General features: G+C 73.2%; 22 protein-coding genes. 6 read left to right on the top strand and 16 right to left on the bottom strand.

The annotated features are described in order from the left end of the window. Positions 1-553: 553 nt before the first annotated feature. The gene (locus QI554_RS04275; RefSeq protein ID WP_281465990.1) at positions 554-1,441 is read left to right on the top strand and encodes a LysR family transcriptional regulator; all 888 of its coding nucleotides are present in this window, start codon (positions 554-556) and stop codon (positions 1,439-1,441) included. A gap of 139 nt (positions 1,442-1,580) precedes the next feature. Then, the gene (locus QI554_RS04270) at positions 1,581-1,886 is read left to right on the top strand and encodes a DUF3052 family protein (protein ID WP_281465980.1); all 306 of its coding nucleotides are present in this window, start codon (positions 1,581-1,583) and stop codon (positions 1,884-1,886) included. 16 nt (positions 1,887-1,902) lie between these two features. On the opposite strand, the gene QI554_RS04265 is transcribed toward QI554_RS04270, so the two are convergent. From QI554_RS04265 to QI554_RS04220, 10 genes are all read right to left on the bottom strand, one after another. Beyond that, complete coding sequence (locus QI554_RS04265) at positions 1,903-2,796, bottom strand: helix-turn-helix domain-containing protein (protein WP_281465978.1); 894 nt, start codon at positions 2,794-2,796, stop codon at positions 1,903-1,905. A gap of 156 nt (positions 2,797-2,952) precedes the next feature. After that, a complete protein-coding gene (locus QI554_RS04260; protein WP_281465975.1) occupies positions 2,953-4,557 on the bottom strand; it encodes an AMP-binding protein in 1,605 nt (534 codons plus the stop codon). Then, entirely contained in the window at positions 4,554-6,077 is a 1,524-nt protein-coding gene (locus QI554_RS04255) for a class I adenylate-forming enzyme family protein (RefSeq protein ID WP_281465973.1), read from the bottom strand. The genes QI554_RS04260 and QI554_RS04255 overlap by 4 nt, the downstream gene beginning before the upstream one ends. After that, positions 6,064-6,897, bottom strand: a complete 834-nt coding sequence (locus QI554_RS04250; RefSeq protein WP_281465971.1) for an enoyl-CoA hydratase/isomerase family protein — start codon at positions 6,895-6,897, stop codon at positions 6,064-6,066. The genes QI554_RS04255 and QI554_RS04250 overlap by 14 nt, the downstream gene beginning before the upstream one ends. Next, a complete protein-coding gene (locus QI554_RS04245; protein WP_281465969.1) occupies positions 6,894-7,628 on the bottom strand; it encodes an enoyl-CoA hydratase/isomerase family protein in 735 nt (244 codons plus the stop codon). Before QI554_RS04245 ends, QI554_RS04250 begins: the two co-directional genes overlap by 4 nt. A gap of 3 nt (positions 7,629-7,631) precedes the next feature. Further along, positions 7,632-9,056 carry an acyl-CoA dehydrogenase family protein gene (locus tag QI554_RS04240; RefSeq protein WP_281465967.1) on the bottom strand — a complete coding sequence of 475 codons (1,425 nt, stop codon included), beginning with the start codon at positions 9,054-9,056 and terminating at the stop codon, positions 7,632-7,634. A 4-nt stretch (positions 9,057-9,060) separates the two neighbouring features. Then, positions 9,061-9,894 carry an enoyl-CoA hydratase/isomerase family protein gene (locus QI554_RS04235; protein WP_281465965.1) on the bottom strand — a complete coding sequence of 278 codons (834 nt, stop codon included), beginning with the start codon at positions 9,892-9,894 and terminating at the stop codon, positions 9,061-9,063. Beyond that, positions 9,891-11,186 carry an acyl dehydratase gene (locus QI554_RS04230; RefSeq protein WP_281465963.1) on the bottom strand — a complete coding sequence of 432 codons (1,296 nt, stop codon included), beginning with the start codon at positions 11,184-11,186 and terminating at the stop codon, positions 9,891-9,893. The genes QI554_RS04235 and QI554_RS04230 overlap by 4 nt, the downstream gene beginning before the upstream one ends. Positions 11,187-11,249: 63 nt before the next feature. After that, positions 11,250-11,567, bottom strand: a complete 318-nt coding sequence (locus QI554_RS04225) for a hypothetical protein (RefSeq protein ID WP_281465961.1) — start codon at positions 11,565-11,567, stop codon at positions 11,250-11,252. Positions 11,568-11,714: 147 nt separating this feature from the next. Beyond that, positions 11,715-12,851: an acyl-CoA dehydrogenase family protein gene (locus tag QI554_RS04220; protein WP_281465959.1), complete on the bottom strand. Its 1,137-nt coding sequence runs from the start codon at positions 12,849-12,851 to the stop codon at positions 11,715-11,717. Positions 12,852-13,216: 365 nt separating this feature from the next. On the opposite strand from QI554_RS04220, the gene QI554_RS04215 reads away from it, so the two are divergent. After that, positions 13,217-15,610, top strand: coding sequence for a beta-propeller domain-containing protein (locus QI554_RS04215; protein WP_281465957.1), 2,394 nt, complete (start codon positions 13,217-13,219; stop codon positions 15,608-15,610). A 128-nt stretch (positions 15,611-15,738) separates the two neighbouring features. On the opposite strand, the gene QI554_RS04210 is transcribed toward QI554_RS04215, so the two are convergent. The 5 genes from QI554_RS04210 to QI554_RS04190 all read right to left on the bottom strand — a co-directional run bounded on the left by QI554_RS04210 (position 15,739) and on the right by QI554_RS04190 (position 20,558). Next, entirely contained in the window at positions 15,739-16,077 is a 339-nt protein-coding gene (locus QI554_RS04210) for a hypothetical protein (RefSeq protein WP_281465955.1), read from the bottom strand. Beyond that, positions 16,074-17,420, bottom strand: a complete 1,347-nt coding sequence (locus QI554_RS04205; protein WP_281465953.1) for an amidohydrolase family protein — start codon at positions 17,418-17,420, stop codon at positions 16,074-16,076. The genes QI554_RS04210 and QI554_RS04205 overlap by 4 nt, the downstream gene beginning before the upstream one ends. 108 nt (positions 17,421-17,528) lie before the next feature. After that, positions 17,529-18,440, bottom strand: coding sequence for an alpha/beta fold hydrolase (locus QI554_RS04200; RefSeq protein WP_281465950.1), 912 nt, complete (start codon positions 18,438-18,440; stop codon positions 17,529-17,531). 102 nt (positions 18,441-18,542) lie between these two features. Then, entirely contained in the window at positions 18,543-19,751 is a 1,209-nt protein-coding gene (locus QI554_RS04195) for an acetyl-CoA C-acetyltransferase (protein ID WP_281465948.1), read from the bottom strand. Positions 19,752-19,793: 42 nt separating this feature from the next. Continuing rightward, entirely contained in the window at positions 19,794-20,558 is a 765-nt protein-coding gene (locus tag QI554_RS04190) for a FadR/GntR family transcriptional regulator (protein ID WP_281465946.1), read from the bottom strand. Positions 20,559-20,700: 142 nt separating this feature from the next. On the opposite strand from QI554_RS04190, the gene QI554_RS04185 reads away from it, so the two are divergent. Together QI554_RS04185 and pgi are read left to right on the top strand one after the other, a co-directional pair. Further along, positions 20,701-21,513, top strand: a complete 813-nt coding sequence (locus tag QI554_RS04185; protein ID WP_281465944.1) for an SDR family NAD(P)-dependent oxidoreductase — start codon at positions 20,701-20,703, stop codon at positions 21,511-21,513. A 75-nt stretch (positions 21,514-21,588) separates the two neighbouring features. Next, complete coding sequence (gene pgi / locus QI554_RS04180; RefSeq protein ID WP_281465942.1) at positions 21,589-23,244, top strand: glucose-6-phosphate isomerase; 1,656 nt, start codon at positions 21,589-21,591, stop codon at positions 23,242-23,244. On the opposite strand, the gene QI554_RS04175 is transcribed toward pgi, so the two are convergent. Beyond that, on the bottom strand, positions 23,230-23,928 hold the full coding sequence (locus QI554_RS04175) for a DUF1275 family protein (protein ID WP_281465940.1): 699 nt from the start codon (positions 23,926-23,928) through the stop codon (positions 23,230-23,232). The genes pgi and QI554_RS04175 overlap by 15 nt on opposite strands. A gap of 151 nt (positions 23,929-24,079) precedes the next feature. Between QI554_RS04175 and QI554_RS04170 the strand changes: the two genes are divergently transcribed. Continuing rightward, positions 24,080-25,057 (top strand): sigma-70 family RNA polymerase sigma factor, encoded by a 978-nt coding sequence (locus tag QI554_RS04170; protein ID WP_281465938.1) that lies wholly within the window; start codon positions 24,080-24,082, stop codon positions 25,055-25,057. Positions 25,058-25,059 lie beyond the last annotated feature (2 nt).

Genomic DNA, 25,059 nt, shown 5'->3' with positions numbered 1-25,059 from the left:
AGGAGGTCCGTAGGGGCCGGTCACCGGTCGTCAAAGGTGGCCGCCCGCCCCACGCCGGGACCGCAGCCCGGCAACGCAACGCACCCGATGCGCCTCCACACCGCCTCCCCCTCCCGATAGTTGCCGCGGTTTTAAGCGCGGCCGGGCGGCTGTCAAGGCGCCCCCTCGAACCCGGGACAGGCCACCCGTCGAGGACCGGTCCACCGCGCCTTGACAGCCGTTCGGCCGCGCGGACAATCACAAATCGGGAGGGGGAGGTTGCCTCCGCCGGCGTGCAGGTCCGGGACGGTGCAGGCCGGGAGGTCTCCACGCCGCAACGACCGAGCCCCGCCCGGCACATGGCGGCTCGCTCGCACGCCGACTGCGCGCTGCCGCGACGGAGTGGGCCACGGCCCGACCACGGAGCCCGGCTTCGCCACAGGCACCACGCCCCCACTACGGCCCCTCGTCCGTTCGGCGCGGGGGTTTCGCGCCAGGTGGAGGGGCGGCAGGTCGCGGCGGGTGTGGGGGCTCGTCGGCGCATAGGGTTGGGCGCGTGCCGCTCTCCTCACGGATGCCCGACTTGCCCGCGTTGGAGCTTTTGCTTGCGGTGGCTCGGCTCGGGTCGTTGGGGAAGGCGGCTCGCGAGGTCGGGGTGTCGCAGCCGGCGGCGAGTGCGCGGATGCGGACGTTGGAGCGGCTGGTCGGGGTGCCCCTGTTGGAGCGGACCCCGCGCGGGTCGGTGCTCACGTCCGCAGGGCTGCTGGTCACGGACTGGGCGCGGCCGCTGTTGGAGGCCGCCGACGAGTTGGACGTCGGGCTCGCCGCGTTGCGGGAGGACCAGAACTCGCGCCTGCGGGTCGAGGCGAGCCTGACCGTCGCGGAGTACCTGCTGCCGCGCTGGCTGGTGGCGTTGCGGCAGGCGCGGCCCGGGGTGGCGGTGTCGCTGCGGGTGGCGAACTCGACGGACGTGGCCGCGCGGGTCCTGGCCGGGGAGGCGGACCTCGGTTTCACGGAGGGCAGCCGGTCGCCGCGTGGGTTGGACTCGGCGGTGGTGGCGCACGACCGGCTGACCGTGGTGGTGGCGCCCGGGCATCCCTGGGCGAGGCGCCGGAGGCCGGTGCCCGCGGCGGAGTTGGCGGCGACGCCGCTGGTGCAGCGCGAGCAGGGTTCCGGGACGCGCGAGGTGCTGGCCGCCGCGCTCGGCAAGCTGGTGGACGGCGAGCCCGCCGCGCCGCTGCTGGAGCTCGCGTCCACGACGGCGCTCAAGGCGGCCGCTGTGTCCGGTGCGGGTCCGGCGGTGCTCAGTTCACTGGCCGTCGCGGACGACTTGGCCGCGGGCCGGCTGATCGCCGTGGAGGTGGCGGACCTGCCGTTGGCGCGGAAGCTGCGCGCGGTGTGGCGGCACGGCACGCAGCCGCGCGGTCCTGCGCGGGAGTTGTTGTCGTTGACTGGGCAGTGAGGTGACTGTCGTGGCCGGTTCGGCAGGTTCGGCGGGTTCGGCGGGTTCGGCGGGTTATTCGGGGACTCCCTTGGCCAAGAAGCTCGGGCTGAAGCCTGGGCTGAGTGTGCTGTTGCGGCATGCGCCTGAGGGGTGGGAGGTGCCCGATCCGCCGGAGGGTCTGACGGTTGCGGCGTCGTTGGCGCGCGCGGATGTGGTGCTGTCCTTCTACCGTGACCGCGCCGAACTGGTTGAGGACGTCGCCGTGTTGGCCGCGCTGCCGAAGCAGTCCGCGCTGTGGGTGCTGTGGCCGCGCAAGGCGGCGGGGCATGTCAGCGACCTCGCCGAGAACGACCTGCGCGATCTGCTGCTGCCGACCGGCCTGGTCGACGTGAAGGTGGCCGCGGTCGGTGAGGACTGGTCGGGGCTGCGGTTCGTGTGGCGGAAGGAACTTCGAGGCGGATAGCCGTCACGCTCCCTGGCTACTCGACGAGCATGAGCGTGGTGACGGCTCCGTCCAGGCGGGTCGGCTCGTTCGTCGCGTGCAGGGTGCGGCTGAGCAGTCGGCCCGGGGTGAGGCCGGTGGAGACGCGGATCTCGCGGTTGAGGTGGGACTGGTCGTAGAACCCGGTCCGGGTGGCGATTTCGGCGAGCGGGCGGCCGGCGATGAGCAGGCGCAGCGCGTGCTGGATGCGGAGCACGCGGGCGGCCGACTTGGGGCTGAGGCCGAGTTGTTCGCGGAAGCGCCGTTCGAGCTGGCGTTCGCTCCAGCCGAGTTCGTCGGCGAGCCCGCTGATCGGCCGGGTGCCGGACGAGCCGACGAGCAGGTCCCACGCGTGCAGCACCCTCGGCGCCACCCCGGGTCCGGCCGCGCGCCAGCGCAGGAACGCCTCGTCGAGTGCGGCGAAGCGTTGGGGCCAGTCGGGTAGTTCGGCGAGCCGTTCGGTCAGCCGCCGGATGCGCGCGCCGGCCAGGTCGGAGGGTTCGACGAGGAGTTCGGCGAGTTCGTGCATCGGCACGCCGAACAGCGCGTACGCCGCCCACGGGTGCATGACGACCTCGATGCCGTACAGCGACCCGGGGTGCTCCCCCACCGCCGACTTCGTCCGCATGCCGGCGAACAGCGAGGTGTACGAGCGCTTGGCGGCCGGGTCGAGGTCGTCCACGCCGGTGTCGACGTCGACGGAGCCGACCTGGAGGGGCTGGTCGAAGCCGAGCAGCAGGGTGGCGAATCCGACCGGGAGTTCGAGGCGTTTCCGGGGCCTGTCGGTGTTGATCCGCAGGCCCCGGTAGAACCGCACCCCTGGGCGTAACAACGGGTGCGGCGGGGCGACGACCACTTCGTACGAGGGGGAGAGCAGCGAGTGGTACGGCACGGCCTGGCCTCCTGCGCCGACGTCACGGGCGGGTCACGGTGGAGCGCCAGGGGATGCTAGCGACGCGGCTACTTCCGGGTAAGTACCGAACCCGGACTTTTCCGCGCTTTGCCGGAACGTTTGCGTCCGTTCATGGCGAAATGGGCCGCGGATTCGTCATTCTGCGTCAAGGCCGCCGGTCGCTCTGTACAGCGCCCGCAGCTCGGTCTTCTGCACCTTGCCCGTGGTGTTGCGCGGCAGGGTGTCGGTCACCACGATGCCGCTCGGCACCTTGAAGTTCGCCAGGCGCTCGCGGCACCACGCGGTGATCTCGTCCGGGTCGGCGGCCGTGCCCGGCCGGGGGATGACGTACGCGTGCCCGACCTCGCCGAGCCGTTCGTCCGGCACGCCGATGACCGCGACCTCGGACACCGCGGGATGACGGGCCATCACCTGCTCGACCTCGGCCGGCGACACGTTGAACCCGCCGACGATGAACAGGTCCTTGAGCCGGTCGGTGATCGCCAGGTTGCCGTCCGCGTCCAGGTTGCCGATGTCGCCGGTGTGCAGCCACCCGTCGGCGTCGACGGCCTCCGCGGTGGCGGCCGGGTCGTCCAGGTAGCCGCGCGTCACGTGGTAGCCGCGCACCCACACCTCGCCGGACGTCCCCGCGGGCGCGTCGGCGCCGTCCGGCCCGACGACGCGGACCTCGACGCCGGGCACCGCACGGCCGTTGGTCGCCGCGACGGTCGCGGCCGGGTCGGCGGCCCGGCACATGGTGGCCGTCCCGTGGCACTCGGTGAGCCCGTACGCGGTGATGAAGTTCTCGAACGGCAGCTCGGCGTGGCAGCGTTCCACCAGCCGCACGGGCACCACGGCTGCGCCGGTCGCGGCCAGCCGCAGCGACGACAGGTCGTAGCGGTCGCGCTCGGGGTGGTCGAGCAGCGCCGCGAAGATGGTCGGGGCGCCGATGAGGACGCTCACGCGCAGCCGTTCGACGGTCTCCAGCACCGCCGTCGGGTCGAACACCGCGAGCGGCAGGATCGTCGCGCCCCGGATCAGGCACGACAGCACGGCGGACTGCCCGCCCGTGTGGAAGAACGGCAGCGGCACGAGGTACCGGTCGCCTTCCCGGATGCCCCAGATCCCGCTGTAGTCGGTGTAAAGCCGAAGCAGCGCACGGTGGTTGAGCAGCACGCCCTTCGGCGTCCCGGTGGTTCCGGAGGTGAAGATGATGTGGGACGTGCTGTCCGGGTCGATGTCGGGGGCACTCCACTCCCCCGCCTCCCCTGCCTTGCCCGCCTCCCCCACGGCCAGGAAGTCCTCGAACGGCAGCAGCCCCTCAGCGCCGGACGCGGCGTCGGCAGTGTTCACACACAGGCGCGGAACCGCCCCGTCTCCCGTCTCTTCGGCAGCGGCCTTGCGCAGCGCCCCTAGGTGGTCGTACCCGAGGAACCCCTGTTGCACGAAAAGCGCTTGGGCCGACGAACGCCGGATCAGGTCGGCTGCCTCGGCGCCCCGGTAGCGGGTGTTCACGGTGACGACCGTGCCGCCGAGGGTGAGCGTGCCGAGAGCGGCGACCAGCCAGCGCGCCGAGTTGGGCGCCCACACGGCGACGCGGTCGCCGGGGCGGAGCCCGTGTGCGTGTGCGGCTCGCGCGAACCGTTCTGCCTCGTAAGCCAGTTGGCGGAACGTCAGGATGGTGTCGCCGTCCACGACGGCCTCGGTGTCGCCGAAGCGTTCGGCCGCCGACCGGAGCAGCCCGCCGATCGTCTCGCTCACGCACGCCGCCTTTCGGGGTCGACCAGGGTGATGAGCTCGGCGGCGAGCACCTTGCCCGCCTCGTTGCGCGGAAGGGCGTCCACGGTGACATAGCGGACCGGAACCTTGAAGGGGGCCAGGTGCGTTCGGCACCACGCGTCCAGCGCGGCCGGGTCGGGGGCGGCCGCGTCCCGGGGGACGACGAACGCGCACGGCACCTCGCCGAGCCTCGGGTCGGGCAGCGCGGCCACCGCGGCGTCCGCGACACCTGGAGCTAGGCGCAGCACTTCGGCGACCTCGGAGGGCTGCACCTTGAGCCCGCCCCGGTTGATCACGTCGGAGACCCGGCCCTCGATCCACAGGAACCCGTCGGCGTCGACGCGGCCCAGGTCGCCGGTGCGGAACCAGCCCTCGGCGTCGACCCGGTCGCCGAGGCCGGCCCCGGAACCGTCGCCCGTGTCGGCGTATCCGGCAGCCAACGCCGGGGTGCGCACCAACAGTTCGCCGGACCCGCCGTCCTCGCGCACCCGCCCGGCCTCGTCGACGACGCGGAGGAGGACGCCGTCGTGCGGCCTCCCGGCGGCCCCGAGCTTGCTGTCGCCGTACGCCCTCGCGTCGGCCGCGTTCCAGCCGACGATCTCGCCGCCGATCTCGGTCTGGCCGTAGCAGTTGAGGACGGTCACCCCGAACCGGTCGCGGAACCGGCGGGCCTGGAACGGGGACAGCGGCGCGGTGATGCTGCGGACGTACTTCAGCGGCGCCAGGTCGGTGACGGCCGGGTCGTCCGCGAGGAGCACCATCGCGGCGGGCGGCAGCACCACCGAGCGGATCCCGAACCTTCTTACGTAGGCCGTGAATCGGCCGGTGTCGAAGTGCTCCATGAGCACGACGGGCGCGCCGACGCGGAATGCGAACAGCACGTTGTAGATGCCGGCCCACAGCGACATCGAGGTCGGGATGAGGTTCGGCATCGGCGTGGCCGGGCGGGCGCGCCCCGTGCCGACCAGGCGGTCGAGCACCGGCTCGAGGAGGGCGGCGATGCCGCTGTGCCGCAGCAGGACGGGCTTGGGCCTTCCGGTGGTGCCGGAGGTGAACTGGATGAGCGCGGCGTCGGGGTCGTACGTCCGGGCATCGGCGGCTACATCGGCCTTCGCCGAGGGGGGCTGCCAGGCGAACGGCTCGGTGACGGCCACCACCGCGCGGTCCGGGAAGCGTCCCGCCTGTGCGCCGCCCGCGACGACGAGCGCGGGCCGGACGTCGGCGAGGACGCGCGCGACCTCCCGGTCGGTCAGCCTGGGGTTGAGGGGCACGTAGACGGCGTCCGCGAGCCAGACGCCGAACAGTGCGGCGACCGCGTCCGCGCCGTCCGCCGGCATCACGGCGACGGCCTGTCCGGCGCGGACTCCGGCAGCGCGCAGGACGTCCGCGAGGCGGGTGGCGGCGGCGCGGAGGTCGGCCCGCGTGACCTCCCGGGTGTCGGTGTGGACGGCCGCCGTGTCGGCGTCGTCGGGGCGCGGCGCGAGCAGGTCAGTCAGGCGCACCGGGCACCGCCCCCGACTCCGGTGGCGCCCACCGCGGTTCCCGCTTCTCGGCGAACGCGCGCGGCCCCTCCTCCTGGTCCGGATGCCCCCACAGCGACACGAGCTCCTTCGCGCCCGCCCGACATGCGTCCGTCAGGCCCATCTCCAACGCGCCCCACAGCGCCCGCTTGGTCGCGGCCATCGCGGCGGGCGAGTTGCGGGCGATCGTCTCCCCGAGCTCCTGCGCGGCGTCGCGCAGCCGCTCGGGCGGGTCGACGACCTCGCTGACCATGCCGAGCTCGTAGGCCCGTTGGGCGCCCATCCGCTCGTGACGCCCCGTCAAGGCCATGCGCATGACGGCCTCGAACGGCATCTTGCGCAGCAGCCCGATCGCCTCGATGGCGACCACCTGGCCCACGGACACGTGCGGGTCGAAGAACTGCGCGTCGGACGCGGCGATGACGATGTCGGCGTCGGCCACCCAGTGGAACGCCCCGCCGGCGCATAGTCCGTTGACGGCCGTGATGACCGGCTTGGCGACGCCGCAGTGCCAGGCGGTGAAGTGGACGTCGAACTCCTCCATCGACTCGCGGTACCGCTCCATGCCGACGCCGTCCTCGGCGATCTCGGCCACGTCGACGCCGGTCTGGAACGCGCGCCCCTCGCCGGTGTGCACGATGACCCGCACCTCGGGATCGGTGTCCAGGGCCCGCCAGGCGACCGCGAACTCGTCGCGCATCGCGCTGTTCATCGCGTTGAGCCGCTCCGGCCGGTTGTTGACCAGCCATCCGACCGGGCCGCGCCGTTCCAGCCTCAGATGTTCCAGTTCGGGGTACGTCATGTCCGCCGCCCTCCCGCGCCGCGGCCGGTGCCGCGGCTGTCCAGTGCCCGCCACAGGGCCCGTTTGACCGCCGCGGTGTGCGCGGCCGGGCGCAGGGCGATGGTCTCGGCCAGGTCCCGCGCCGCGTCCCGCAGCCGCTCGGGCGGGTCGACGACCTCGCTGACCATGCCCAGTTCGTACGCGCGCCGGGCGCTGATCCGCTCGTGACGCCCGGTCAGAGCCATGCGCAGCACCGGCTCGAACGCCGCGCGTCGGGCCAGGGTGATCGCTTCGGACGCGGAGACCTGGCCGACGGTGACGTGCGGGTCGAGGAACACCGCCTCGCGGGAGGCGATGACCACGTCGGCGTCCGCGACGAAGTGCAGGCCGCCGCCTGCGCACACGCCGTTGACGGCGGCGATCACCGGCTTGGCGACCCGGTTGTGGTGGGCCGTCAGGCGCAGTTCGGACCGCTTGGTACGGCGGGACTGCTCGCGCAGCGCGGCCGGGTCGCGGGCGAGCTGGGCGACGTCGAGCCCGGTCTGGAAGGCCGGGCCGTTGCCGGTGTTGACGATGACCCGCACGTCGGGGTCGTCGTCCAGTTCCCGCCAGGCCCCTTCGAGTTCGTCGAGCATGGCGGCGTCCATCGCGTTGCCGCGCTCGGGCCGGTCGAACACCAGCCACCCGACCGGGCCTTGGCGGGTCACGGCGAGCCGGGTGTAGCCCGCGGGCCCGGGGACGACGGCGGTCACCGGTCAGCTCCGGGGGACGTCGCGCCAGGGCACGCCGTGCCACGGGTCGGGTTCGCGGGGCAGGCCGAGGACGCGTTCGGCCAGGACGGTGCGGTTGACCTCGGAGGTGCCGCCCTCGATGGTGTTGGCGCGGCTGCGCAGCATGCCGCGGACCTCGTGCGGGAGGCGGGCCTCGTAGCCGGCGTCCAGGTCATGGAGGGCGGGGTCCGGGTCGACCGTGGCGGTCGGGTCGGCCGTGGCGGTCGGGTCGGGCGCGGCGGTCGGGTCGACCGTGGCGGTCGGGTCGGGCGCGGCGGTCGGGTCGCCTGTTCCGTCCGGTTCCCAGGCCTGCCCGTACGCGCCGAGCAGTTCGGCGGCGAGCGCCTGCATGCGCTGGTTCAGCTCCCCCTGGTGCAGCTTCCCGATCGAGCTCGCCGGCCCGGGCGCGTGTCCGGCCTTCGCCCCGGCGCGCACCCGCTCGTTTGTCCAGGAGCGGATGCGTTCCTCGCTGTAGAGCCGCATCAGCTCCTGGCGCACCGCGGGGTCGTCCCAGCCGCCCGGGCGCCCTTCGGCGCTGATGCGGCGGGCGAGGGCCAGCAGATGGGCTACTCCGGACCCGCCGATGCGGTCGACGCCGCCGGAACCGGCACCGGAGACCATCTGGCGTTCGCCGGACAGCGTGGCGCCGGCGACCTTCCAGCCGTCGCCGACCGCGCCGACCCGCTGCGCGTCGGGGACGCGCGCCCGGTCGAGGAACACCTCGCTGAACTCGGCCTCTCCGGTCATCGTCCGCAACGGCCGTACGGTAACCCCGGGTTGGCGCAGGTCGAGGAGGAAGTACGTGAGGCCCTGGCGCTTGGGCACGTCCGGGTCGGTGCGGGCCAGCAGCACCCCGAAGGCGGCCTTGAACCCCCAGGTCGTCCACACCTTCTGACCGGTGATCAGCCAGTCCCCGGAGGCCTCGTCGCGCTCGGCGCGGGTGGCCAGCGAGGCCAGGTCGGAGCCGGCGCCGGGCTCGCTGAAGAGCTGGCACCAGAACTCCTCGTTGCGCACCATCGGCGGCAGGAAGCGCAGCCGCTGCTCCTCGGTGCCGTGCGCGAACAGTGCGGGGGCGGCGTTGCCGAGGCCGAGCGGGTTGAGGCGTCCGAGGTTGTACGGCGCGAGCACGGCCTCGGCGGCCCGGGCCTGGTCCCGGGTCAGGCCGAGGCCGCCGTACACGCGTTCCCAGGTGGGTACGACCAGCCCGGACCGGCCGAACACCGGATACCAGGCCTCGTATTCGGCCCGGGGCCGGACCGCGCGGAGGGCGGCGCGGCCGTGCGGGGCGGCCTTGATCCAGTGGGCGGGCACGTACCGCTCGACCCATGCCGCGACGGCCTCGGCCAGCCGGTCGGGGGTCGCAGTGTCGGGAGTGAGCAGGCGGCCCTCGGCGTCGACGAGTTCGCCCATCACGTCACCGGCCCTGGAAGTCGGCGGGGCGCTTGGCGGCGAAGGCGGCCATGCCCTCGCGGAAGTCGCGGCTGCGGGAGGAGAGTTCCATGGCGAAGGCCTCGTCGCGGAGCTGTTGTTCCAGGGTTGCTGAACCGCCGTTGTGCAGCAGCCACTTGGTCAGGCCGAGCGCGACGGTCGGGCCTGCCGCGAGCCGGTGCGCCAGCTCCTCGGCCGCGGTCTCGAGCCCGGTCCCGGGCACTGCGCGTTCGATCAGGCCCCATTCCTGGGCGGTCTTGCCGTCGACGGTCTCGCCGAGCAGCAGCATGCGGCGGGCCCTGACCTCGCCGACCCGGCGGGGCAGCAGCCACGTCACACCGCTGTCGGGGGTGAAGCCGCGTGCCGCGAACGGCGCCCAGAAGCGCGCGTCGTCGGCGGCGACGGTCACGTCGGAGGCGAGGGCGAGGGCCAGTCCGATGCCGGCCGCCCAGCCGCGCACTGCGCAGACGACCGGGACCTGGACGGTGAGGAGCAGCGGGATCAGGCGGTGGGCCTGCGACGGCAGGCGGCGCTGGATGCTGCCGACGCGCGGGCGGCGGCCTTCGCCCTGGGTCTCGTCGGCGGCGTTGCGTTGGACGATGTCTGCGCCGGTGCAGAAGTGCGGGCCGTCGGCGGCCAGGAGCACGGCGCGGACCGCCTCGTCGCGACCGGCCGTGTCGAGGGCCTCGATGAGGCCGGCGACCATGCCGTCGTCGAGGGCGTTGCGTTTGCCGGCCCGGTCGAGGGTGAGCCGCAGGAGGCCTGACTCCGGGTCGGGTTCGACGCGCAGGCCGGGTGCGGAGCGGTAGGCGTCGGTCACGCGTCCGTCCCCTCTGTCCCCTCCGGTGTGTCGCCGTGCTCCGCGAAGTGCCGCACGGCGGCCGCCAGTGCCTCGGCGAGGTCGCGGGCGCCGTCGGGCGGGTCCGGCAGGCGTACCGGGCCGTGCTCGCGGCTGGGCAGCAGCACCGTGGCGTGGCCGGGTGTGGTGGTCTCGCCGCGCTGGTTGACGGCGGCGATGTCCAGGTCCACCGCGGGGCGTTCGCCGTCCGCGAGGTACTTGCGTGTGACGGTTCCGCGCAGCCACTGGGTGTCGCCGGTGTAGTTGAAGGCGCGGAACTCGCAGTCGAGCCGCCACAGCCACGCGTCGTCGCCCATCCAGTCGGTGCACAGGTGGATCAGCCAGTTCTCGCGCATCCGGCCGTAGTCGAAGGTCGTGGCGTTGCCGGAGCGTCGGGCGAACTGCGGGTCCCAGTGGATGCGTTGCATGACGTCGGGGATGCCCTGCGGGTCGCGGTGGTAGAAGCGCGGGATGCGGCGGCGGTTCGCGGCGCCGAGCCGCAGCGGCTTGACGGCGTACATGCCCATGCCCATGCCGACGTGCCAGCAGACCAGGTCGGTGAGGGTGAACGGGCCTTTGACCAAAGGCCCTACAGGGTCGCCGACTTCGACGTCCTCCCACCAGCGGGGCTCGGCGCCGCGCGGGCATTCGGCGGCGTACTGGGCGTCGATCGCGGCGATGTCGTCCTCGGTGTAGGAGGCCGGCTCGACGTCCTTTTCGCGCGCGGCACCACGGGCCTTGGCCCGTTCGGCGCGGATCATCAGCCGGTACTGCGCGCTGAGCAGGGTTCCGGTCCCGTCGGCGAACACCTGGCCGGTCCACTCGTGGACGGCGCGTTCGGCGAAGGCGCTGGCCTTGGCGTGCACGCCGACGAGCGCGTTGCGGCGGAACACGCGGCGGTTCGGGTGCAGCGGCGCCCACCACTCGCGGCGCGACGCCGAGTAGAAGGCGTGCACGCCGCGCAGCGGGTCGCCTTTCATCAATGCCCGATACTCGTCGGCGACTTCGGGCACCTCGTCCTCGCCGACGAGGGTGTCGCCGCCGACCAGCGCGGGCGGGGCGATCGGGCCCTTCCAGCGGGTGTGTGCGGCGTAGTCCGGGTCGCACCACAGGGGGTTGTCGTCGCCGTACGCCTCGGCCACGTGCCGGAACGCGTCGGTGCCCGGCAGCCGGTAGTGCGGCGGCGCGGTGTGCGGCTCCGGGACGCCGATGCGGGCACGCAGCCGGGCGACGGCCTCGTCGGTGATGACGCCGCGCGAGGGTGCGGTGGGCATCGGTTCCTCCTGCGGGGCGGCCTCGACCACGCCTGGCAGGCTATCTTTATAATGATTGAGCAATCAAGGGTCGAGGACGTCGTCCCGCGGGTCGTCCGCATAGCCGAACCAGTCGGCCTCGTCGTACCACGTGAAGACGCTCATCAGCGGTGCGTCCGCGTCGAGTTCGGTTTCGGGTTCGACAGGCGGACCCCAGCGGCGCCGGCACACCTCGGCACCCGCGACGCCGAGGAAGCCGACGCCCGCGCCGAACGCGCCGACCATCGCGAACAGGACCGCCAGAACCACCACGGCCAAGATGATCGCCAGCAGCCAGCCCGCGGGCGACGTGAAGAGCGCCACCCAGAACAACTCGCCGTCGCACCCGCATGCCATGTCCACGACGCAGCCCCCGTTTCGCCGGTCCTGTATGACCTGTTCCCGCAGCATTCGCCCTGAACCGGGATGGTTCGCTCGCGCGGCGGGACTCAAGGGTGGCGGTGCGCCAGGGTGTCCGACAACAGCCCCTCACGAACGGATGCGGGACCGTCACGCGTTCGTGGCCAACTCCCCGTCCGGCGCGGTGAGCAGCGCGGCCATGCGCTCGCGGTGGGCGGCCGGCGGGTCGAACAGCTCGCGCGTCGAACGGGCCCGCTTGAGGTAGAGGTGCGCCCAGTGCTCCCAGGTGAAGCCGATGCCGCCGTGCAGCTGGACGGCCTGCTCGGCGACGTGAACGTAGGCGTCGGCGCAGTACGCCTGGGCGAGGGCGGCGGTCAGGGCGGGGTCGCCGTCGCCGGGGTCCGCGCGCAGCGCGGCGTAGGCTGCGGAGTGGGCGGATTCGGCAACGACGAGCAGGTCGGCGAGACGGTGCTTGACGGCCTGGAACGAGCCGATCGGTCGGCCGAACTGGACCCGCGTGCGGGCGTATTCGACGGTGCCGTCGAGGACGCGCCGGATGCCGCCGAGCTGTTCGGCGGCGAGCAGCGCCGCGGCCCGGTCCAGCGCGGCGCCGACGGGGTCGGGGCGGACGGCGACGATCGGGCGCGCAGGGGTGTCCGCGAAGTCGACGCGGGCCTGGCGGCGGGTCAGGTCCAGACAGGCCAGCGGACGCCGGGTCACACCGACCGCGTCGCCCTCAACAACGAACAACGCCGCGCCGTCGCGGGTTTCGGCGGCGACGAGCAGCAGATCGGCCGCCATGCCGTCGACCACGAACCACTTCGCGCCGGACAGCAGCCACCGGCCGCCGGGGCCGCCGGGACGGGCCGTGGTCGCGTACCGGCCCCCGGTGCGCCAGCGTCCGCCGGCCTCGGCGACCGCGAGGGTCGCGACGGTGGAGCCGTCCGCGATCCCGGGCACGAGGTCGGCGCACGCCTCGGCATCCCCGGCCGCGACCAGCGCCTGACCAGCGGTCAGGCCCGCGAGATACGGCGCACAAAGCAGCACCCGCCCGGCCTCCTCGCACACGACCCCGGCCTCGACGAGCGTCCCGACCCCGCCGTACGCCTCGGGCAACCCGAGCGCGGTGAGCCCGAGCTGACCGACCATCAGCCGCCACACCCCGACGTCGTACCCGGTCTCCGACACCATGACCCGCCGCACGTCGGCCTCCCGGGAGTACTCAGCGAGGAAACCCCGAACGGTGCCGCGCAGCTGGTCGCGCTCCTCGACGGTGGGTGTGGTCATGGGCACTCCTTGTCGGGCTGGCACGGGGAAGGAGCAATCACGCCGCCGCGCGCTCCGCGCGGAAGCGCGGACGCGGAAGCGCGGACGCGGAAGCGCGGACGCGGAAGCGCGGACGCGGAAGCGCGGACGCGGAAGCGCGGACGCGGAAGCGCGGACGCGGAAGCGCGGACGCGGAAGCGCGGACGCGGAAGCGCGGACGCGGAAGCGCGGACGCGGAAGCGCGGACGCGGAAGCGCGGACGCGGGAGAGCGGACGCGGGAGAGCGCGAGAGCGCGGAAGCAGAAGCAGAAGCAGAAGCAGGACCCTCGTCGGGAATCGTGCTCGGGGGGTGGGAACCGGATCCGGTGCCGTCCCGTCAGACCGTCATGCGAATCGACGACGGCAACCTCGGACCGGCCGGGCCGCACGCCCCGGGGGCCCGGTCTTCTCTCTCGCTCGGACCGCTGCGCGGCCGGGCCGTCGCCGGGGTGTTGCTGGCCGCGGGGCTGGTCGCCACCGGCTGTACCTCGTCCTCGTCCGGCAAGCCGCCGGTCATCGACCACGACCCGGCCCGTGTTGTGGCGCCCGCCGACGGGGTGACCGGTACGGCCGCTGCGGTGCGGGCCAAGATGCTGACGCTGAGCCGGTTCGACTCGTGCGACGCGCTGCTCAAGGACTACCAGGCGGCCGCGCTGGCCGCCGCGCCCCGGCCGTGGATGTACACGTTGGAGGACGGCGCGCCCGCCATCGCCCCGGCACCCGGCCCGGCCGCCGACGGGTCCGGCATGCGGAGCGCCACCGGCGCCGCGGCGCCGCCCGGGCTGACCGGCGGGTCCGGGCCGGGGCAGGCCGGGAGCGAGAGCAAGTCGGGTGCCGTCGCCGCGCCCGCCGCGCCCGCCGCGCCGAACGGCGGGACCGCGCCGACGTCCGCGCCCGACCACTCGAACACCAACACGCACGAACAGGGCGTCGACGAGCCCGACATCGTCAAGACCGACGGCCGCCGCGTCGTCACCGTCGCCGACGAGAAGCTGCGGGTCATCGACGCCGCCACGCACCAGCAGACCGGCGCGCTGACACTGCCGAACGTCGGCACCACCGACATGCTGATCTCCGGCGACCGCGCCCTCGTGATCATCGGCAGCGGGATCTACGACGGCGGCAAGACGCTGCCCCCGGTGCCCATGCCGATGCCCGCCGGCACCGGTGCCGCCGCGCCCAAGGGCGGTTCGACCGGCGGCTCGTCGGGCTCCGGGTCCACCTCCACCGACACCGACTCGCTCCCGGTCAACAGCTCCAAACTGATCCTCGTCGACCTGTCCGGCACGCCGAAGGTGCTCGGCGAACTCACCGTCGAGGGCGGCTTCCTGGACGCCCGTCAGGTCGGCGGCACCGCTCGGGTCGTGGTCCGCTCGACGCCCGGCGGTCCCACGATCGACTGGTCCGGCAGCACCAAGGACAACGAGGGCAAGTACCGCAAGGCCCTGCAGAACACGACCGTCGACGACTGGCTGCCCGGCTACACGTTGAAGAACGGCGACCACCGCTCGTCCGGCCGCCTGCTCGACTGCGGCGCGGTCAGCCGTCCCGACACCGACCCGGGCGCGTCCGGGCACACCGGCACGTCGACGCTGTCGGTGCTGACCTTCGACCTGTCCCGCGACCTGGACACCGGGCACCCGGTCGGGCTCGCCGCCGACGCCGACACGGTCTACGGGACGCCGAACAGCCTGTACGTGGCGGCCGACTACTACCCCGTCACACCCCCGAAGCCCGACGCCGCCAAGGGTGGACCGAGCGACCGGGCGATGGCGCCGACCGTGCAGTCCCGCACCGCGGTCTACAAGTTCGACACCACCGGCACCGGCGCACCGCGCTTCGCCGCGTCGGGCGACGTGCCGGGCACGCTGCTGAACCAGTACTCGCTGTCGGAGTTCAACGGCAACCTGCGGGTGGCCACCACCTCCACGACCTACCCGCAGAACTTCGCCGATCCGGCGCGGCCGAACGGTTCGACGGGCAGCGTCGGCGGCGGCAAGGACGCGGCCGCACCGAACTCGTCCGTGGCGTCGGGCGCGCCGCACACCGAGAGCGCGGTCACCGTGCTCGGGCAGAAGAACGCCGACCTCGTGCCGTTGGGCCGCGCCGGCGGTCTCGGTCAGGGCGAACGCATCTACGCCGTGCGGTTCGTCGGCCCGGTCGGGTACGTGGTGACGTTCCGCCAGACCGACCCGCTGTACACGCTCGACCTGAGCAACCCGGCCGCGCCGAAGGTGCTCGGCCAGCTGAAGATCAACGGGTACTCGGCCTACCTGCACCCGATCGACAACGGGCAGCTGATCGGCGTCGGCCAGGACGCGACCGACTCCGGGCGCCGTACCGGCACGCAGGTCTCGCTGTTCGACGTCCACAACCTCGCCGACCCGCGACGCATCGCTAACTACAGCGTGCAGATGGGGAGTTCCGAGGCAGAGATGGACCCGCACGCGTTCCTGTACTGGCCGGCCACCGGGACGCTCGTGATCCCGCTGACGTCGCCGTACGGCACCGCGACGCCGCCCGGGGCGCAGACGTTCGCGCCCACGTTCGGCGCCCAGGCGCTCGTACTGCGGCTGCAAGGCGGCTCCTTCACCGAGGCCGGCCGGATCAGCCACCCGAACGGCGGGGTGATCCGCCGCTCGGTGGTGGTCGGCGACGAGCTGTGGACGGTGTCGCGGTCCGGCGTGATGGTCAACGCCCTGGGCGACCTGTCCCAGAAGGCGTGGGTGTCGTTCGGCTGAGCCATCGGGTCCGGCTCGGCCCTGCCCGGCACGGGAGGCTTGGGGAAGCCTCCCGTGCCCCCGCGAAGGCGCTTCCGGCGCTGCGACGAAGAGCGGCAACGTCCCTGGGATGTAAGGACGGTCGTCGCTCAGTCGCTCGCCGGGAGCGCCTTCGCCTCTTTGAGGACCAGCGGGTCGCGGACGTTGGCGAGCGTGCCCGCGCCGGCCTTGGTGACGAGCAGTTCGAAGGTGTCGTCGTCGGCGAGCGTGTAGCGCTTGCCCAGCAGCGCGCCGCCGGCCAGCTCCGGATCGGGCGCGGAGGCCTCGGGGACCTCCGCGCCGAGGGCGAGCATCGGGCTTCCGCCGCAGGTCAGTTCGAGGCGCGCGGCCACCGCGGGCGGGCGGACGACGATGACCTCGGTGGCGCAGACCTGGCTGCGCAGCCGGGCGCCCGTGCGGATGGCGGCGGGGGAATCGGTGTCGCTCACGTACCGGTGCTCCTCGGGTTCGCAGGGGTCGCGGGGGTGGCAGGGGTCGCGGTGCCGTCGGCCGGACGACCGGCCGCGGTGGTGATGCGTTGCCAGCTGGCGAGGTCGCGCTCGTCGGCGGCGCGTCCGACATGTGTGACGGTGTCGACGTCCTTGGCCTCGGCGCGCAGCGCGGCGACGGTGCAGTGTTCGCGGGGGCGGGTGGCGAACGGGTCGAACCGGTAGTGCCGCATGGCGTTTTCGTGCGTGATCCGGTCGACGAGGTCGTCGGTGAGGCCGCCGAGCAGGTGCTCGAGCTCCTCGGGGGCGTGGGGCCAACTGCTGTCGGAGTGCGGGTAGTCCGACTCCCAGCACACGTTGTCGGCATTGAAGTGGTCCATCAGGTCGAGGCCGACGGCGTCGCTGATGAAGCAGCACAGCATGTGCTTGCGGAAGACGTCGGCGGGGCCGGAGAGGCCGTCGGGGAACGTGGCCTTCGTCCAGCCGGAGTGGCGGCGGCGCACGTGCTCCGCGCGCCACAGGAAGTACGGGATCCAGCCGATGTCGCCTTCGGTGAGCGAGAACCGCAGGTTGGGGAACCGGCCCCACAGGTCGGCCCAGATGAGTTCGACGAGCGAGAACGTCGACATCACCGAGGAGAGCGTCATGGCGACGCCCGCGGGCGCGTCGGTCGACGACGGGGCCCGGCGCGAGGACGAACCGACGTGCAGGCACAGGACGGTGCCCTCGTCGCACGCGGCCGCGAACAGCGGGTCCCAGTAGCGGGTGTGAATGCTGGGCAGCGCCAGCGCCTCGGGGTTCTCGGAGAACGTCACGGCGTGCACGCCCTTGGCGGCCAGCCTGCGCAGTTCGGCGGCGGCGTGGTCGACGTCGAAGAGTGGGAGGATGCCGCACGGGATGAAGCGTTCGGGGTAGGCACCGCACCACTCGTCCACGTGCCAGTCGTTGTAGGCGCGGATCATCACGTCGTTGACCGCGCGGTCCGGCCCCTGCCACAGCACCTGGCCGGAAAACCCGGTGAAGTTGGGGAAGTTGAGGCCGGCGAGCTGGCCGCCGGCGCTCATGTCGCGGACCCGTTCGTGGACGTCGTAGCAGCCGGGCCGCATCTCGTCGTAGCGGTTGGCGTCGATGTTGAACATCTCGGGCGGTTTGCCGGCGACCGCGTTGAGGCCGAGGTCGCGGCCGCGCGCGTCGCCGTACATCCACTGCTGGACGCCGTCGTCGCGGACCACGACGCGCGGCGCCCGGTCGCGGTAGCGGGCCGGGACGTGTGCGTCGAACATCGTGGCGGGCTCGCAGATGTGGTCGTCCACGCTGATGAGGATCAGTTCGTCTTTGCGCACGACGGCCTCCCGGGTCCATCGGCGGAACTGTCGTCGCCGCCCACCGGGTGCTGGCTCTGCGCTCGCTATCCTTATAAGGATAGTAAGAATAGGCGGCCGCGGCCGATGCTAGCCGTTGCCGGCGACGGAGTCGAGAAGCGCCGAAAGGGCGCCCGTGAACACGTCGTTGTCGTCGCCGACCACCATGTGGCCCGCGTCCGCGACGTCCGCGAACGTCGAGCCGGGGATGAGCGCGAGCATCTCGCGCACCGCGTCCTCGCTGACGACGTCCGACTGACGGCCCCGCACGACCAGCGTCGGCACGGCCACCTTGCGGGCGGCGTCCGCGAGCCGCTCGGGGGTGACGTCCGGGCCGCGCCCGGAGGTGCCCGAGAGGCTGCCCATGAACGCCGGGTCCCAGTGCCAGTACCACCGGCCGTCCGCGTGCCTCCGCACGTTGCGGGCCAGCTTCGCCGGGTCGCTCTGGCGCGGCTTGCCGGGCTGGTACGCGTGCAGCGCGTCCGCGACCTCGTCCAGGTCGGCGAAGCCGGCCCGGTGGGCGAGCATGAAGTCCCGGATCCGGTCCACGCCCTGACGCTCCGTCCGGTGCGTGATGTCGACCAGCGCCAGCCCGCGCGCGGTCCCGGGCCGCTCGCCCTCGGCGAGCAGCGCCACCCACCCGCCGAGCGACGCGCCGACCAGCACCGGCGGGGCGCCCTGCTCGCGCACCACCTCGGCGGCGACCGCGCGCACGTCCGCGATGAAGGCGTCGATCGTGTAGTCGCCGTCGGCCGCCCAGTCGCTGTCGCCGTGCCCGCGCTGGTCCAGCGCGAGCGCCGTCCAGCCGTGCGCGGCCAGGGCCGCGGCCGACCGCGTCCACGACCCGCGCGCCTGGCCTCCGCCGTGCAGCAGCAGGACGGTTCCGGCCGAGGCGCCTTCCGGATCCCACCGGTCGGCGACGACCGCCAACGGCTCGCCGGCCTCGTTGCGCGTGCCGTACTCGGGGCTGGTGAACCGGACCTGACGGGGCGTCGCGGGCACGGGACTCTCCTCACAGGGTCGCGCGGACGGGCGCGGCCGCGCCGCCGGGGCACGACCGCTGCCGCATACTGGCGCGTACGGCGCCAATGATCCAGACGGGCGTCAGAGGAGCTCGAAGACCGCCGTCAGGCCCTGTCCTCCGCCGATGCACATCGTCTCGAGGCCGTACCGCGCGTCCCGGCGCCGCATTTCGCGCAGCAGGGTCGCCAGGATGCGGCCGCCCGTGGCGCCCACAGGATGGCCGAGGGAGATGCCGGAGCCGTTGACGTTCAGGCGGGCGAAGTCGGCCTCGCGGATGCCCCACGCGCGGGTGCAGGCGAGCACCTGGGGCGCGAACGCCTCGTTGAGCTCGATCAGGTCGATGTCGGCCAGCGTCAGGCCCGCGCGGGCCAGGGCCTTCTCGGTGGCCGGGACCGGTCCGATGCCCATCGTGGCCGGGGGGACGCCGGCCACCGCCCACGACAGGATCCGCGCGTACGGGCGGACGCCCAGGCGCTCGGCCTCGTCGCGCGTGGTCACCAGGCACACCGCGGCGCCGTCGTTCTGGCCGCTGGCGTTGCCCGCCGTGACCGTCGCGTCCGGGTCCTGACGCAGCATCACCGGCCGGAGCGCGGCCAGGGATTCGAGGGTGGTGTCGGCGCGCGGGTGCTCGTCGGCGTCGACGACCGTGACCGCCCCGCGCCGGCCCGGAACCGCGACCGGCACGATCTCGTCCGCGAACGTCCCGGTCTTCTGCGCGGCGACCGCCCGCATGTGGCTGTGGTAGGCGAGTTCGTCCTGCTCGGCCCGGCTGATGCCGTACTCGCGGCGCAGGTTCTCGGCGGTCTCCAGCATGCCGCCCGGCACGGGGAAGTTCCGCCCGCCCGCGGTCACCCGGCCGCGCGCCAGCCCGTCGTGCAGCGCGATGTCGCCGCCCGCGCCCCACCGCATCTGCGTCGAGTAGAACGCGGTCTGGCTCATGCTCTCGACGCCGCCGGCCAGCACCCGGTCGCTCACCCCCGCGGCGACCTGCATCGCCGCGTACAGCACCGCTTGCAGCCCGGAACCGCAGCGGCGGTCGATCTGCATGCCGGTGACCTCCACCGGCAGGCCCGCGTCGAGGGCGACGACCCGGCCGATCGCGGGGGCCTCGCCGTTCGGGTAGCACTGGCCGAGCAGGACGTCGTCGACCGACGCCGGGTCCAGGCCGGTGCGGCGCACCAGTTCGCGGACGACGGTGGCGCCCAGCTCCGCGGCGGTGACGTCGCGGAACGCGCCCCCGTAGCGGCCCACCGCGGTCCGCAGGGGCTCGCATATGACCGCCTCGCGCATGTGCCCTCCCCGTGGTCGGTGGCGCGGGTCGCCGGGCGCGGGTCAGCGCACCAGGCGGGACCGCACCCGACGGGCCGCGTCCTCGCGGCCCGTGTAGCGCTGTGTGGCGTCGAGGTGCCGGACGGCGATGCGGGAGGCCCGCGCCGCGTCGCCGGCCTCGATGGCGTCGACGAGCTTCTCGTGGTCGCGCAGGCCCGCGTCGAACACTTCCCGGTCAGGCGGTGCGCCGGACGCGGCGGCGTCGCGGGCCCACTCCTCCTCGTGCCGCGACCAGACCTGTTCGAGGCCGCCGACGACGAGGCCGAGCGTCGCGTTGCCGCAGTCGGCGACGAGCACTTCGTGGAACCGGCGCGCGGCCTGGTTGAACGCGGCGGTGTCGCCGGTGAGTCCGCGCTGTTCGGCGAGGACCTCGCGCAGCGCGGGCACGACGGTGTCCGCGCGGTCGGCCCGCCCGGCGCACAACGCGGCGCAGATCGGCTCGAGTTCGAGGACGGCCGAGCCGAGGTCGGCGAGCGGCGCCCGCTCCGCCTCAAGGACCAGTGCGAGCGTGTACGCGACGCGGGCGGAGGTCGGCAGGTGGACGGTCCCGCCGCCGACGTTCCCGCGCCGGACGGTGACCAGGCCCTCGGTCTCCAGGATCCGCAGCGCCTCGCGCACCGACGGCCCGCTGACGTTGAACCGCGCCATGAGGTCCTCCTGGCGCGGGAGGCTCTCACCCTGCCGGAGCCGCCCGGCGAGGATCTCCTCGCGCAGGTCGTCGGAGACCATCTCGGCCAGCCGGGGCTGGCGCATCTGCCGGTGCCGCATGCCGCCCATCTTGCCAAAGATTGTCAGGACAGCGTGCGGCGGACCGGCGGTATCCGGCCGGAGGCGCCCCTTGCGCATTCTGATGAACCGTCATAAGAACTTCACTCAGTCAAATACTTTGGGAGCGGAAGGCGGGCACCCCATGGGACGGCTCCACGACCACGTCGCGGTCATCACCGGGTCCGGCGCCGGCATCGGCCTCGGGATCGCGCGGCGCATGGCCGCCGAGGGCGCGCGGATCCTCGTCAACGACATCCGCGAGGAGCACGCGAAGGCCGCCGCCGACGCCATCGCCGCCGACTTCGGGGTCGACACCCTCGCCGTCCCCGCCGACGTGACCGTCAAGGAGCAGGCCGTCGGCCTCGTCGACGCCGCCGTCGCGCGGTGGGGCCGCATCGACGCGCTCGTCAACAACGCATGGGGCGGCGGGCGGATCAACCGGCTCGAGAACAAGACCGACGAACTCCTCGACCACGGGCTGCACATGGGCCTGTGGGCCGGCTGGTGGACGATGCGGGCCGCGTTCCCTCACATGCGCGACGCGGGCGGCGGCAGCGTCATCAACATCTGCAGCCTCAACGGCGTCAACGCCCACCAGTTCACCGCGGAGTACAACATCTCCAAGGAGGCCCTCCGCGCGCTGACCCGCACCGCCGCGCGCGAGTGGGCGCCGCACCAGATACGCGCGAACGTGATCTGCCCCGGCGCGAAGACCGAGGCGTTCGAGGCGTACGCGCGGATCAACCCGACCGGCGCGGCGGAGGCCGAGTCCCGCAACCCGATGGGCCGGATGGGCGATCCCGAGGGTGACATCGGCGGCGTCGCGGTGTTCCTCGCGTCCGACGACGCGCGCTACGTCACCGGCAACACGCTGTTCGTCGGCGGCGGCAGCCACATCAACGGCGTGTCCTGGTCCCCCGTCCCGGAGGAGGACCGCACGGCCGCGCGGGACTGACGCGGCACGGCAGCAGGGAAATCCGACACTTGTCCGTGAACCGGTACGGTCCCGCACGTGCCCTAGGGTTTTGGGATGACCTCGTCAAACGGCGCTCTCCGACTCGACCGGCGGCCCGAATGGGCGGCCCTGCGCGACCACCGCAGCAAGTTCGGCGACACCCATCTGCGTGAACTGTTCGCCGCCGACCCGGAACGCGCGACCCGCTACGCCCTGCGCGTCGGCGACCTGTACCTCGACTACTCCAAGCACCTCGTGACCGACGAGACGCTCGCGCTGCTGCGCGCGCTCGCCGCCGCCACCGACGTCGCGGGCCTGCGGGACCGGATGTTCCGCGGCGAGAAGATCAACACCACCGAGCGCCGCGCGGTGCTGCACACCGCGCTGCGCGCGCCGCGCGACGCGGTGGTCGAGGTCGACGGCGTGAACGTGGTGCCCGGCGTACACGCCGTGCTCGACAAGATGGCCGCCTTCTCCGAGCGGGTGCGCGGCGGGAGTTGGACGGGCCACACCGGCAAGCGGATCCGCAACGTCGTCAACATCGGCATCGGCGGGTCGGACCTCGGCCCCGAGATGGCGTACGAGGCCCTGCGCGCCTTCACCCCGCGCGACATGACCTTCCGCTTCGTGTCCAACGTGGACGGCGCCAACCTGTTCGAGGCGGTGCGCGACCTGGACGCCGCCGAGACGCTGTTCGTCGTCGCGTCCAAGACCTTCACCACGATCGAGACCGTCACCAACGCCACCTCGGCGCGCGCCTGGCTGCTCGGCGAACTCGGTGCCGGACAGGAGGCGGTGGCAAAGCACTTCGTGGCGCTGTCGACGAACGCCGAGCAGGTCGCGGCGTTCGGCATCGACACGGCCAACATGTTCGAGTTCTGGGACTGGGTCGGCGGCCGCTACTCGTACGACTCGGCGATCGGCCTGTCGCTGATGGTCGCGATCGGCCCCGAGCGCTTCCGCGAGATGCTCGACGGATTCCGGCTGGTCGACGAGCACTTCCTCACCGCCGCGCCGGAGCGCAACGCACCGATGCTGATGGGCCTGCTCGGCGTCTGGTACGGCGCGTTCTTCGACGCGCAGTCGCACGCGGTGCTGCCGTACTCGCACTACCTGTCGAGGTTCACCGCGTACCTCCAGCAGCTCGACATGGAGTCGAACGGCAAGTCCGTGGACCGCGACGGCGAACCGGTGGGGTGGCAGACCGGACCCGTCGTGTGGGGCACGCCCGGCACCAACGGCCAGCACGCCTACTACCAGTTGATCCACCAGGGCACGAAGATGATCCCGGCGGACTTCGTCGGCTTCGCCGAACCGGTCGCCGCGGTGCCGCCCGCGTTCGCGGCGCAGCACGACCTGCTGATGGCGAACTTCTTCGCGCAGACGCAGGCGCTCGCGTTCGGCAAGACGCCGGACGAGGTGCGGGCCGAGGGCGTCGCGGAGGAACTGGTGCCGCACAAGACGTTCCGCGGCAACCACCCGACCACCACGATCCTCGGCGGTTCGCTGACCCCGTCGGTGCTCGGCCAGTTGGTCGCGCTGTACGAGCACAAGGTGTTCGTACAGGGCGCGGTGTGGAACATCGACTCGTTCGACCAGTGGGGCGTCGAGCTCGGCAAGGTGCTGGCGAAGAACATCGAGCCGGTCCTCACCACCGGCGAGGACATCGAGCGGCTGGACCCGTCGTCGGCGACGCTGGTCACCGAGTACCGCGCGCTACGCGGGCGCTGACGGAACGTCGGCTCCGGACGCCGGTGGGGTGCGCCGCCGTCGAAGGGCGGCGGCGCACGCCGCGACGACCGTGAGCGCGACGGGCACGAACCCGGCGGCGGACGACCAGCCGCGGGCCACCGCCGCGGTCGCGGCCGCGCCGCCGACGACCGCCGCGAGGCGGGCGAACGCCCAGGCGTCGTCGCGCGCCAACGCCCCGAGGCCGGCCCGCTTGGCGACGCGCGCGAGCGTGCCGGTGAAGTACGTCGTCGGAGTGCCCCAGGTGCCCGCGCGCACGCCCATGAGGAACGCGGCGACGCCGACCAGCGCGCCTCGCGCGACCTCCGAGTCCGCGAGTCCCGCCGCCCACACCCCCGCGGGAAGAAGCAGCAGCACCGCCTCGGCGGCGACCAGCATGTGCGCCGGGACCCGGCCGCGCAGCAGGCCCGCGGTCGTCGCGCCCGCCGCGAACGCGGCGAGGGCGACGAGCGCGTGCCGCGCGACGGACGCGTCGCCGGTCAGCACGGACGCGCCGATCAGCACCATGTTGCCGGTCATCACGCTGGCGAACACCTTGCCGAGGCAGACGAGCGTGAACCCGTCCACGGCGCCCGACGTCGCGGACAACAGCAACAGGACGGGCTGGTCGTACTCGTCGTGCGGCGGCACCTCGGCGAACGGGGCGGCGGCATGCGCGGTGCTCATCGCAGCATTCTGATCCGGTGTCCGGCATATCCGGTGGAAGCCGGACGAGACCGGCGACATACGTGGCCTCCGCACGTGAGCGGGCCCGGTCCGCGTCACGGGATTCCCGCGTTCGGCCCTGTTGTCGGACCGTCGTCCTAAGCTGGCATGCGTGATCGACGCAGACGGACCCGCCACTCTCGAGTCGGCTCTCGAACGCCACCGCGTGGAGCTGACCGGTTACTGCTACCGCATGCTCGGTTCCCCGTTCGAGGCCGAGGACGCGGTGCAGGACACCATGGTGCGGGCGTGGAAGGGCTACGACCGGTTCGAGGGCCGGGCCCAGCTGCGCTCGTGGCTGTACCGCATCGCGACCAACGTGTGCCTGGACATGCTGGGCAGCAAGGAGCGTAAGGTCCGCCCCACCGACTTCATGTCGGTCGGCTCGGCGGAGAACCCGTCGCTCACCCAGCACCCGGAGAACACCTGGCTGGCGCCGACCCCCGACCACAAGGTGCTGGTCGGCGGCGACCCGGCCGACGTCGCGGTCGCGCGCGACTCGGTGCGCCTGGCGTTCGTCGCCGCGCTGCACCACCTGCCCGCGCGGCAGCGCGCCGTGCTGATCCTGCGCGAGGTGCTGTGCTGGCAGGCGACCGAGGTCGCCGAACTGCTGGACACCTCCGTCGCGTCGGTCAACAGCGCGTTGCAGCGCGCCCGGGCCACGCTGGCCGCCACCGACGTCGCGGCCACCGATCTGGCGGAGCCGGCCGACGAGGACCAGAAGGCGCTGCTCGCCAAGTACGTGAAGGCGTTCGAGAGCTACGACCTCGAGGCGCTGGCCGGCCTGCTGCACGAGGACGTCACGCTGTCGATGCCGCCGTACGAGCTGTGGCTGCTCGGCGCCGCGGAGATCAACACCTGGATGCTGGGCCCCGGGTCCGGCTGCCGCGGCTCGCGCCTGGTGCCGGTGGAGTCCGCGAACGGCACGCCGACGTTCGGGCAGTACCGGCCGTCGGGTCCCGGCGGCGCGTTCGAGCCGTGGGCGCTCCAGGTCATCGAGATCCACGACGGCCGGATCGTCGGCCTCAACTCCTTCCTGGACACCGACCGGCTGTTCCCGCTGTTCGGGCTGCCGCCGACGGTCGAGTAGGG

Source organism: Yinghuangia seranimata (assembly GCF_029953285.1).
Taxonomy (GTDB): Bacteria; Actinomycetota; Actinomycetes; order Streptomycetales; family Streptomycetaceae; genus Yinghuangia; species Yinghuangia seranimata.
The sequence above is the reverse complement of the archived record's forward strand: the minus strand, read 5'-3'. Positions and strand labels throughout refer to the sequence as shown.

Coding starts and splice junctions, on each gene's coding strand:
- QI554_RS04275 (WP_281465990.1), top strand. CDS start 554: ATGCCCGACTTGCCCGCGTTGGAGCTTTTGCTTGCGGTGGCTCGGCTC.
- QI554_RS04250 (WP_281465971.1), bottom strand. CDS start 6,897: ATGACGTACCCCGAACTGGAACATCTGAGGCTGGAACGGCGCGGCCCG.
- QI554_RS04240 (WP_281465967.1), bottom strand. CDS start 9,056: ATGGGCGAACTCGTCGACGCCGAGGGCCGCCTGCTCACTCCCGACACT.
- QI554_RS04230 (WP_281465963.1), bottom strand. CDS start 11,186: ATGCCCACCGCACCCTCGCGCGGCGTCATCACCGACGAGGCCGTCGCC.
- QI554_RS04220 (WP_281465959.1), bottom strand. CDS start 12,851: ATGACCACACCCACCGTCGAGGAGCGCGACCAGCTGCGCGGCACCGTT.
- QI554_RS04215 (WP_281465957.1), top strand. CDS start 13,217: ATGCGAATCGACGACGGCAACCTCGGACCGGCCGGGCCGCACGCCCCG.
- QI554_RS04195 (WP_281465948.1), bottom strand. CDS start 19,751: ATGCGCGAGGCGGTCATATGCGAGCCCCTGCGGACCGCGGTGGGCCGC.
- QI554_RS04190 (WP_281465946.1), bottom strand. CDS start 20,558: ATGCGGCACCGGCAGATGCGCCAGCCCCGGCTGGCCGAGATGGTCTCC.
- QI554_RS04185 (WP_281465944.1), top strand. CDS start 20,701: ATGGGACGGCTCCACGACCACGTCGCGGTCATCACCGGGTCCGGCGCC.
- pgi (WP_281465942.1), top strand. CDS start 21,589: ATGACCTCGTCAAACGGCGCTCTCCGACTCGACCGGCGGCCCGAATGG.
- QI554_RS04175 (WP_281465940.1), bottom strand. CDS start 23,928: ATGAGCACCGCGCATGCCGCCGCCCCGTTCGCCGAGGTGCCGCCGCAC.